Raw genomic sequence first — 9,164 nt, 5'->3', positions numbered from 1 at the left:
GTATCCAAGTGAAGAAAAACGTTAGGCTCACTTATGGCCTCAATGATCTTTAAAGCTTGTTCTGCAGTGTTAAGAATGCTCGTCTCATAGCGATTGACGGGCTCAATGCCGAGGTGGACATCTTTCACGGCTGCAACCCGCGCTACCCGCTTAAGCATTGAAGCAATTTCGTTTAAAACCTTTATAGTCGGAGGAGTACTTTCTCCTAGCTTACTATAAATCACTCCGGTAAGGATTGGGCTTTCTAGATAAGCAACTACCTCTATAACTTGCAAGAGGAACTCTTCTGCCTTGCGTAGATCTTCAAGGCTAGTAGTTGGCGGAAGAACTGTGGAACAGGTGCAGGGTAATCCATGCTTTAGAAGGGCAAGCCGCAGGGCCGTGATATTGATTTCTTCAGGGTGAAGAATGGGAATTTCAATGAAATCCACCTTGGCTCTCGCCGCCTCGCGTATGGCTGTAGTCAAAGCCTCCGTTGAATAATCCCTGGCCCAGAGAAACGCATGAACCCCAAGTCGCATTTTTATCTCCGAAACCGTGTATAACGGTTGATGAAGTTGTACGGATAAGGTATAGGAATCACACTAGCTTGTGAAAGCCTTTCCACTTCATCCGGTTCAAGCTTCCAACCAACGCTACCGAGGTTTTCTTCTAGTTGAGCCAAAGTGCGGGCTCCGAAAATGGGGGCTGTAACCCCGGGCTGCCGTAGAAGCCAGTTAAGAGCTACTTGAGCAGGGGTCTTCCCCCGCTGAGCTGCTATTTCAGACAACACATCGATGATTCGCCAGGTGCGCTCGCTGGCCCGCTGCTCTGGAAGGTCCTCCCAACGGTCCCTTCGGCCAGCCCGACTATCTGGGGGAGGTGCTTGATCCCTTTTGTATTTTCCAGTAAGCCAACCGCCCGCCAAAGGCGACCACGCCAAAAATCCTAGCCCCTCCTCACGACATACTGGAAGGATCTCCCACTCCACGGTGCGCACAAGCAAACTATATTCCATTTGCGTGCTGACAATCTCTTCCCATCCGTGCAGGCGGCTGAGGAAGATGGCTTTTACCATTTGGCTTGCGGTAAAATTAGAAACGCCAATATAGCGCACCTTTCCCGTGCGCACGAGATGATCCAAAGTGCTCAGGGTTTCCTCTAGCGGCGCAGCAGCATCCCAACAGTGCAATTGGTACAAGTCAATATAATCTGTTTGCAAACGCCGTAAGCTTCCGTGAACCGATTCCAAAATGTGCTTCCGGGAAAGCCCCGTATCATTAGGTCCTGTACCAGTTGGAAAATACACCTTGGTAGCGACCACAAAGCGCGACCGGCCACCTCGGGATGCAAGCCAGCGGCCCAAAATTGCCTCAGATTCGCCTTTGTTGTAACTATCAGCAACGTCGAAGAAATTGCCGCCAGCATCGACGAACCTATCCAAGATTCTAAAAGCCTCGGCCTCGTTGGTAACCCAACCGAAGGTTTGGGTACCCAAACAAAGTTCAGACACCATAAGCCCTGTTTTTCCCAAATACCTATATTCCATGCGCCCTCCTTTCAAAGACACGGACGGACTTCTGGGCCACTGGGCCCCTCGATCACCCGTAAACCCAACCCCTCGCGTTTTACCCTTTCATAATCGTGGCCAGCTTGAGCCGGATAGACGGCAAAGAATATAAGAGGATCGTCACCGCAGTTGACCATCCTATGAGCATAGCCTGGGGGAATGTAGACCAAGGAATCCTGCTCAACCGGAACTGCTTTCGAGCCATCAGGGCCACGAAGAAGAAGAAAACCTTTCCCTGAAAGTACAAGATAAATTTCAGCACAGTTCGGATCTCGATGATAGTGACCTTTGGTCATGTAATATTCCTGCCCAACTTTTCCGGGGTAGAGCACAGTGCTCGACCAAATGAGTTCCCCAGTTTTCTCGGGTATCCCCTCGACTTCATAAACTTCGTAAATCACAGGGTCGCTTAAGCGCAAAAGCTCCGCTACCATATTCTGTGAAGCAAAAACTTCAACCATGTCGCTTAGTTTTCGTTCCCACCGCCGCGCTCCTTGAATCACCCCGTTCGAGAGGCTAAACTTAAAAATGTTGCCCATTTGACTTATTCCCACTGTAGACGAATGTGTTTAATCAAAAGAAATTCATTCAAGGCGTGTTCCGAGAGCTCAAACCCGAATCCGCTTTCCTTCCACCCAGCGTAAGGATACTCCACCTCACCACCCACAACATTGTTGATCCCAACCGTCCCGTGTTCGAGCAACTCGGCGGCTCGAAGAGCCTTCCCAAGATCACGCGTATAAAGGTAAGCTACAAGCCCATATCGAGAATTATTAGCGAACCTTATCGCATCTTCCCAGGATTCTACCGCCATAATTGGTGCTACTGGCCCAAACGTTTCCTCTTGCAGTACAACCATTTCGTGGCTCACATTTACAAGAACCGTGGGCTCGAAGAAGAAACCCTTCTCAAATCTTGCAGGGATCTTGCCTCCATAAACAATTTCGGCACCTTTGGCCACAGCGTCCTCGATATGGTGAACAACTCGCTGGCGCGCCTCATTATCAATCATAGGGCCAAGATCTGGATCAGTCAATCCCGGACCAATAGTAAGCTTTTTTGTATGTTCTACAAACAACTGGACAAACTGGTCGTAAACGGAACGTTCAACATAAATTCGGTTTATACTGTTGCAAACTTGTCCCATGTTACGGAAAGCTCGATAAACGCCTCCCTTCACTGCAGCCTCTAAATCAGCGTCTGCAGCAACGATCAAGGGACAGTGGCCTCCAAGTTCCAAAGTCAGCCGCTTGAGGCCCGCAGAAGCTAGGCGCATTAACATTTTTCCTGTTTCCGTTTTCCCAGTAAACGTGATTTTTCGAATGTCAGGATGGTTGACCAAGATTACGCCAACATCCTGACCACCTCCGTGAACAAGATTGACCACTCCCTCTGGAATACCTGCTTCCACAAGGCATTTCACAAATTCGGTCACCGCAAGAGGGGTTTTGCTGGAGGGTTTAATAACCACAGTGCACCCCGCTGCCAAAGCCGGAGCTACTTTCCAAGCCGTGAGCAGAACAGGATAATTCCAAGGTGAAATGACCGCTACGGGCCCTACAGGATAACGTTTTACCAAATTTACAATCCTTGGATGATTTGGAGCACGCCATTCACCCACTGGAAGGTCTGCACGGCTTGCAAAGAACCTCAGAGCTTTAACTGCCGCTTGTACTTCCCCTTTGGCTTCCCTGAGGGGTTTCCCCTGCTCCCGAGTAATAAGCTCGGCTATTTCCTCAGTTTTTCTCTCTAGCTCCAAAGCTGCGTTAGAAAGAATTATCGCCCGTTCAGACGGCAGGCTTCGCGACCAAACCTTAAAGGCTTCCGCAGCAGCTTTACAAGCAAGATCCACCTCCTTTTCAGAGGCTTTTGGTACTTCGGCAAAGAATTCCTCCGTAGCCGGGTCCTGAACACGGATAGCCCCGCCCATCCCTTCTTTAATCCATTGTCCCCCAATTAACATCATTTCCTCGCTCCCCTTCATTACCAGCTTATCTTACAAGAAGGGCAATGATAGCTTGGCAAAACTCAGGAAGATCGTCCGGAACGCGACTTGTTACAATCCGCCCGTCTACAACCACTGGTTCATCCACGTAATGCGCCCCGGCGTTTATGAGGTCGTCTTTGATAGCTACATAGCCAGTCATTCTCTTTCCTTTAGCGAGCCCCGCGGAAATTAAAACCTGAGGGCCATGACAAAGAGCAGCTATCACCTTTCCAGAATTAGCATAGTGCTGCACGAGTTCCAGTACTTTACGATTCGTCCGTAAAGCATCCGGAGAGTATCCTCCTGGAATCACCAAAGCATCCATCTCCCAAACCTTTGGGTCGTCCAGAGTGGCGAGAGCAAACCTCCTTCCTTGTTCGTGCACCAAAGGAGGGACAGTAGTACCAAATCTTCCTGTCACAAATTTATCTGGAAGAGCAGGCCTTGTGTGAAGGCCTTCTTTGAGAGCTAGAATATAACAACTAGCCCCTTCTTCACTTAGGCGCAAAAGAGGGTACCAGAGTTCTATGTCCTCAAACTCGTGCGCCACGATAAACAGAATTCGCTTTGTCTTAAGCCTATCCATCATCCACCTCCTCCTTTTTCAAGAGACGAAAGGCGTTGAAAAATGCCTCGTAAAGCCTCGTAAGTTTCGAGAAATATCTTATGAAGTTGCGCATAAGTTTTTATAGCTGGCCCAGGTTCTATTATTTCTTTGACTTTTACAAAACTTTGCGCTGCTTTAACAAAGTCCGAAATAAGTTCTACCCCGACAGCCCCAGCCATAGCTGCCCCCAACGCAGTAGCCTCTAGGGCTAAATCAGTGACGTGGAGTGTAGTTCCAAGGGCATCGGCAATGATCTTTGCCCAAAGCCGACTCTTGACCCCACCGCCGATAGCTCGCATTTCGTGAAAGTCAACACCCAGTTCCCTCAGAGCAAGAAAAATGGTTCTGAGGTTAAGAGCTACTCCTTCGTAAACGGCACGGAGAAAGTGAGCTCTTTTATGTTTTTTAGTAATCCCCAAGAAGACACCGCGGGCACTGGGATCCCAGTAGGGACTGCGCTCTCCCATAAGATAAGGAAGAAAGATCAAACCTTCACACCCAGGTGGTATTGTCTCCGCTTCACGCTCAATGAGGTCGTAGGGAGTGAGCCCCAACCATTCTGCTACATTGATTTCCAAAGTTCCAAACGCTTCTTTTGCCCACTCCAAGGAACTTCCAGCGTTGTGCATCGTACCATTCGGAGAGTAAAGATTAGGATCGAGATGGGGCCACGTGAAGGTTCGCATCTTGGGGTCCAATATAGGCTCAACACTTGCCCCAGCCACCCAAGCTGAAGAACCGAGGTAAATGTGACCTATTCCAGGTTGAATCACACCAGCCCCTGCGGTGGCACAGACCCCGTCACCACCTCCCGCTACCACAGGTAATCCTGTAGGTAAACCAAGTTTTGCACTAGCTTCTTTAGTTACTTCACCAACCACTGCACAAGAGGGATAAATTTCAGGAAGAACTGTCTCTGGGATTTCTGTTGCTTTAAGCATTCGTTCATCCCATTGCTTAGTTCTTATGTCAAGTAGCCCCGTCCCGCAAGCGTCTGAATAGTCCGTAATGTATTTGCCTGTGAGCCGACAAATAATAAAATCTTTAGCTTGGAGAAACTTGAAAGTCTGACGAAAAACCCGAGGAATGTGTCTTTTGATCCACATAATTTTAAGCGCGGAATAAGCAGGACCTACACGATGCCCTGTAATATAATAAATCTCTTGCAAATCAAGCTTTTTGAGTAAGCTTTCGTATTCCAAAATAGCACGCTGATCTGCCCAAATAATTGCACGTCCTAAAGGAGTCCCAAGGTGGTCTACAGGCACACATCCCATCATTTGTCCTGAAAACACTATACAGGCAATATCATTAGGCGAAATATTAGCACGGGCTAGTACACCTCGAGTGCTCACGATTATAGCATTCCACCATTCTTCCGGATCCTGTTCTGCCCAAGTAGGATAAGGATAATAAGTACTGTATGGTGCAAAAAATGTTTCCTGTACCCCGTTTTCACAGTGCACTAAAACTGCTTTATTTCCCGTTGTACCCAAATCATGCGCGAGGATAAATTCTTTTTTCATAGTGTTAATTTTTATTTACCAATTGGTATCAACCCCTTAATAAAATATTTTTGTAAAGCAATAGTTATAATAACCGGAGGCAATACAGCCAGAACAGAAAGAGCAGAAATATCCCACCACTGTGGCCCCCGTTGGAAGTGTTGCGCAGCTATCAAAATCGGCATGGTTTGAGCCCGTGAGAACGTCAAAATAAGCGCGAACAAGAAGTCATTCCAGGCAAAAACGAAACAAAGCAAGAACGTTGCAGTTAGGCTCGGCGACAGCATTGGGATCACGATGTGAAACAAAATGGTCAACGGGCCCGCACCGTCTACTAACGCCGCTTCTTCAATTGAGCGCGGGAGTTGACTCAAAAAGTTGGATAGAATCCACACAGAAAGTGGCAAGTTAAAAGCAGTATAAACTAATATCAACCCTAAATGGTTATCGAGTAATCCTAACGTTTGATACATGCTATAAATAGCGAAAACAATAATAATTGGAGGCATAATTCTTTGAGAAACAAACCAAAATATAATATCGTCATTTTTCATGAAAAAAAATTTAAAACAAAAACGTGTTAAGGCATAAGAGGCTGCCAGTCCTAATAATGTAGAGCATAGAGCAGAGATAGATCCAATAATTAAACTATTTGCATAAGGTTTAAGTAAAGTATCTTTTTCAATTGTAAATATGCGAACCCACCATTTCGATGTGGGCCTAAAATCAAGCCATGGAATAAACTTAGGCCCCAAATATACATCAAGCTTGTCTTTGAAGGATGTGGTAATAAGCCAAAAAAGCGGTGCAATCACCACAAAACTCCATGCTATAAGGAAACAGTAAATACTACCTAGCCTGAGAAACCTTAATCCTTGGCGAATAGTTTTAGTTGACATAACTACTCCAGCCTAATACCCCGCAAGCTACGCGTAAGTATAGTAAAAAACATGGCAGCTATTAGCACCATGAAAAACAGGCTAAACGCGATGGTGGCCCCGTAAGCCAAGTCAAAAGTCCTAAAACCAACATTATAGCCAAATAAAGTAAGGCTTTCCGTTGCTTGCCCAGGACCTCCTCCAGTAGTGATATATATAATGTCCACAATTTTAAAACATTCGATGGTTCGGAGAAGGAACGCGGCGATTGATGACGGAGCTAAAAGCGGCATGATCACATATATGAACTGTTTCCAGCCGCTTGCGCCATCAACTTCCGCAGCCTCTAAGTAATCTTTGGGAATTGCCTCAAGACCAGCATAAAGAAGGAGGAACATAAACGGTGTCCACTGCCAAACATCAATCAATACGATAGAGTAAAGAGCGACATGGGGATCAGTAAGCCAACCAACCGGCGACAAGCCCGCTCGTTTAAGCAGACCCGCGATCGGACCCCGCCCTACATCGAGGATCATCCTCCACGTGTAGCCCACAGCAATAGGTGTTAACAACATGGGTATTACATATAGGACTCGGAAAAAACCAGACCCAAAAGGTCGTTGATAAAGCAATGAGGCTAAAATCAAACCTAATACATATTCAGCTGTAACTGCTATAACGACTATTTTTAATGTTACCAAAACTGCGTTCCAAAACCGCTGATCTTGTAATAAACGTTGCCAATTAGCTAAACCTGCAAATTTAATAAGCATTTTCCCTTCGCTAAAGATTACTTGGCCAAACATTAGCATTAATGTGAAAAATAATGGAAAAATCGAGAACAAAAGTACAATAAGCACTCCAGGTGTTAGCAATAATCTTTTTTCCCAGCGCCCCAAAATATTCATGGTTTTTATATAACAAAGGGCCCCGTGTCAAGCACGGGGCCCTTTCCTCCGCTCCCCCTACTTTGGCGGCAACCCTAAGGACAAGCGATAGTATAACAGTTGTTTATCGCGCCCAAGAGAGTCAGTAATCTGGTTCCAGATTTGAGCCACCTCATCGAGAGCAGCCTTTGGCGAAAGCTCCCCCGCAACCACGCGCGACAAAGCTCTGTCCACCGCCTCAAAGTAGCGAGCCTGTCCGGGAATCCGCAGGTCAGGCTGCACGTTTGGATGTCCGATCGTGTCCTTAATTGCCTTAAGATAGGCCTCCGCAGCCTCGGGACTAAAGCCCATGCCAATCCATCCAGACAACTTTTCAAAATGACTGTATCTATAAGGGTTAAATCCGGTTTCAGAAGTGGTAACGCTAACATAGCTGTTCTCTGGACGGCTCAGATATGAGATGAAATCATAGGCAGCTTCCTTGTGCTGGCTGTTGTGGGCAATCCCCGCTACCCACCCACCAAAAGCAAGGTAACCAGCCTGATTGGGCTCGGGGAGTTTAACCCACTGCCCTTTAGCAAAGTTCCAAACTTCGTCGGAGCCAGGAAGCACCGCGTATCCAACTTTCCCCCGCACGGTAGACTCTTCGCCCGTCTCAGAAATTACACCGATGTCGCCCCAGTCAATAGCCATGGCAGCCAAGCCAGCGGCAAATATGCTACGGATTTCTCCGGAGTCCATGTTAATCATGCCGGGCACGCCGTACTTTATTATCTCAACGTAGTCTTCCAAAGCGCGCACATGACCAGGAGAATTAATGCGCGGTTCCATGGTTTCCGGATCAAAAAAGAGCCCGCCAGGTTGCCCAGGCAGAGCAACATACCCTACCGCACGAGAGAAGAAGCACCAGTCAGCTTGTCCAGCATAGCGACGTGGCTCAACCACGCCGTACTCGATTTCGCCATCACCATCCCAATCCCAGCCGTTAAAAAACTCGGCTATATCTCTGACTTGCTTCCAGGTCTTAGGCGGAACAGGAAGATCATAACCGTACTTTTCCTTGAATTTGGCTTGATACTCAGGGTTTTCTAACGCATCTTTGCGGTAATAAAAGATGTGACAGTCACCATCGAGCGGAACTGCATAAATTTTGCCTTCCCAACTTACAATGCGCTCGCGGTAGACCGGAAGGATGTCATCCCATTGGATGTAGGGATCGTTAGCGATGAAGTCGTCAAGAGGAACCAAAAAGCCAGCAGCGGCAAAGTCTGGAAGCCATGCGGCAGGGAAAATTACAATATCATATGCGGCTACGCCCATGCTAAACGATGCATACATTTTAGTATACAGTTCGCCCCATGGAGCTGTAATTAAGTTAACGCGAGCACCCGTTGTTTTCTCCCAGTCGGGAGCAAACATCATGACAGGTTTTGCGATGTAAGGGGGCGGTTGAGTAAACACCGTGATCGTCACGCCCTCAAACTTACGCGCCGCTAACCCACTAACCACAACCAAAACAACCAAACCCACTATAACTGCTAGACGCCGCATACGAAACACCTCCTTACATCTGATCCTTTTAAGCTGAACTTTTTAATCCGCTTGCGAGTCCCGTTTATCACCTCCCTTTTGATATGGGCTAATAAGCTTTGCTTAATAATATTACTGCCCTCCAACCCCTTTGTCAAGTAAGCGGAAGGAGAGAAAGCGGGCACCCTACACGAATCCTCTCCTAAAGGGAAAACCAAACA

Annotated in this window: 9 protein-coding genes; all 9 read right to left on the bottom strand. The window is 47.3% G+C overall.

The annotated features are described in order from the left end of the window. The coding region (locus tag ACP5PX_RS06850; protein WP_428085229.1) for a sugar phosphate isomerase/epimerase family protein at window positions 1-521 on the bottom strand (521 nt) is incomplete at its 3' end. Between the two features lie 2 nt (window positions 522-523). Beyond that, window positions 524-1,528 carry an aldo/keto reductase gene (locus ACP5PX_RS06845; RefSeq protein ID WP_428085228.1) on the bottom strand — a complete coding sequence of 335 codons (1,005 nt, stop codon included), beginning with the start codon at window positions 1,526-1,528 and terminating at the stop codon, window positions 524-526. A gap of 11 nt (window positions 1,529-1,539) precedes the next feature. Continuing rightward, entirely contained in the window at window positions 1,540-2,088 is a 549-nt protein-coding gene (locus ACP5PX_RS06840) for a glucose-6-phosphate isomerase family protein (protein ID WP_428085227.1), read from the bottom strand. 5 nt (window positions 2,089-2,093) lie between these two features. Then, window positions 2,094-3,533 (bottom strand): aldehyde dehydrogenase family protein, encoded by a 1,440-nt coding sequence (locus ACP5PX_RS06835; RefSeq protein WP_428085226.1) that lies wholly within the window; start codon window positions 3,531-3,533, stop codon window positions 2,094-2,096. A gap of 7 nt (window positions 3,534-3,540) precedes the next feature. Next, the gene (locus tag ACP5PX_RS06830) at window positions 3,541-4,122 is read right to left on the bottom strand and encodes a type 1 glutamine amidotransferase domain-containing protein (RefSeq protein ID WP_428085225.1); all 582 of its coding nucleotides are present in this window, start codon (window positions 4,120-4,122) and stop codon (window positions 3,541-3,543) included. After that, window positions 4,122-5,669 carry a xylulokinase gene (gene xylB, locus ACP5PX_RS06825; protein ID WP_428085224.1) on the bottom strand — a complete coding sequence of 516 codons (1,548 nt, stop codon included), beginning with the start codon at window positions 5,667-5,669 and terminating at the stop codon, window positions 4,122-4,124. The genes ACP5PX_RS06830 and xylB overlap by 1 nt, the downstream gene beginning before the upstream one ends. A gap of 11 nt (window positions 5,670-5,680) precedes the next feature. Beyond that, a complete protein-coding gene (locus tag ACP5PX_RS06820) occupies window positions 5,681-6,466 on the bottom strand; it encodes a carbohydrate ABC transporter permease (RefSeq protein ID WP_428085223.1) in 786 nt (261 codons plus the stop codon). 83 nt (window positions 6,467-6,549) lie between these two features. Next, window positions 6,550-7,425: a carbohydrate ABC transporter permease gene (locus tag ACP5PX_RS06815; RefSeq protein WP_428085222.1), complete on the bottom strand. Its 876-nt coding sequence runs from the start codon at window positions 7,423-7,425 to the stop codon at window positions 6,550-6,552. A 66-nt stretch (window positions 7,426-7,491) separates the two neighbouring features. Continuing rightward, a complete protein-coding gene (locus ACP5PX_RS06810) occupies window positions 7,492-8,943 on the bottom strand; it encodes an ABC transporter substrate-binding protein (protein ID WP_428085221.1) in 1,452 nt (483 codons plus the stop codon). Between the last annotated feature and the right edge of the window lie 221 nt (window positions 8,944-9,164).

This window comes from Hadarchaeum sp. (SeqCode), from assembly GCF_049969415.1.
Taxonomy (GTDB): Archaea; Hadarchaeota; Hadarchaeia; order Hadarchaeales; family Hadarchaeaceae; genus Hadarchaeum.
This window is presented reverse-complemented; position numbering and strand designations above follow the sequence as displayed.

Excerpts from the sequence above, each read along its gene's own strand:
- ACP5PX_RS06845 (WP_428085228.1), bottom strand. The coding sequence starts at position 1,528 with ATGGAATATAGGTATTTGGGAAAAACAGGGCTTATGGTGTCTGAACTT.
- ACP5PX_RS06840 (WP_428085227.1), bottom strand. The coding sequence starts at position 2,088 with ATGGGCAACATTTTTAAGTTTAGCCTCTCGAACGGGGTGATTCAAGGA.
- ACP5PX_RS06835 (WP_428085226.1), bottom strand. The coding sequence starts at position 3,533 with ATGAAGGGGAGCGAGGAAATGATGTTAATTGGGGGACAATGGATTAAA.
- ACP5PX_RS06830 (WP_428085225.1), bottom strand. The coding sequence starts at position 4,122 with ATGGATAGGCTTAAGACAAAGCGAATTCTGTTTATCGTGGCGCACGAG.
- xylB (WP_428085224.1), bottom strand. The coding sequence starts at position 5,669 with ATGAAAAAAGAATTTATCCTCGCGCATGATTTGGGTACAACGGGAAAT.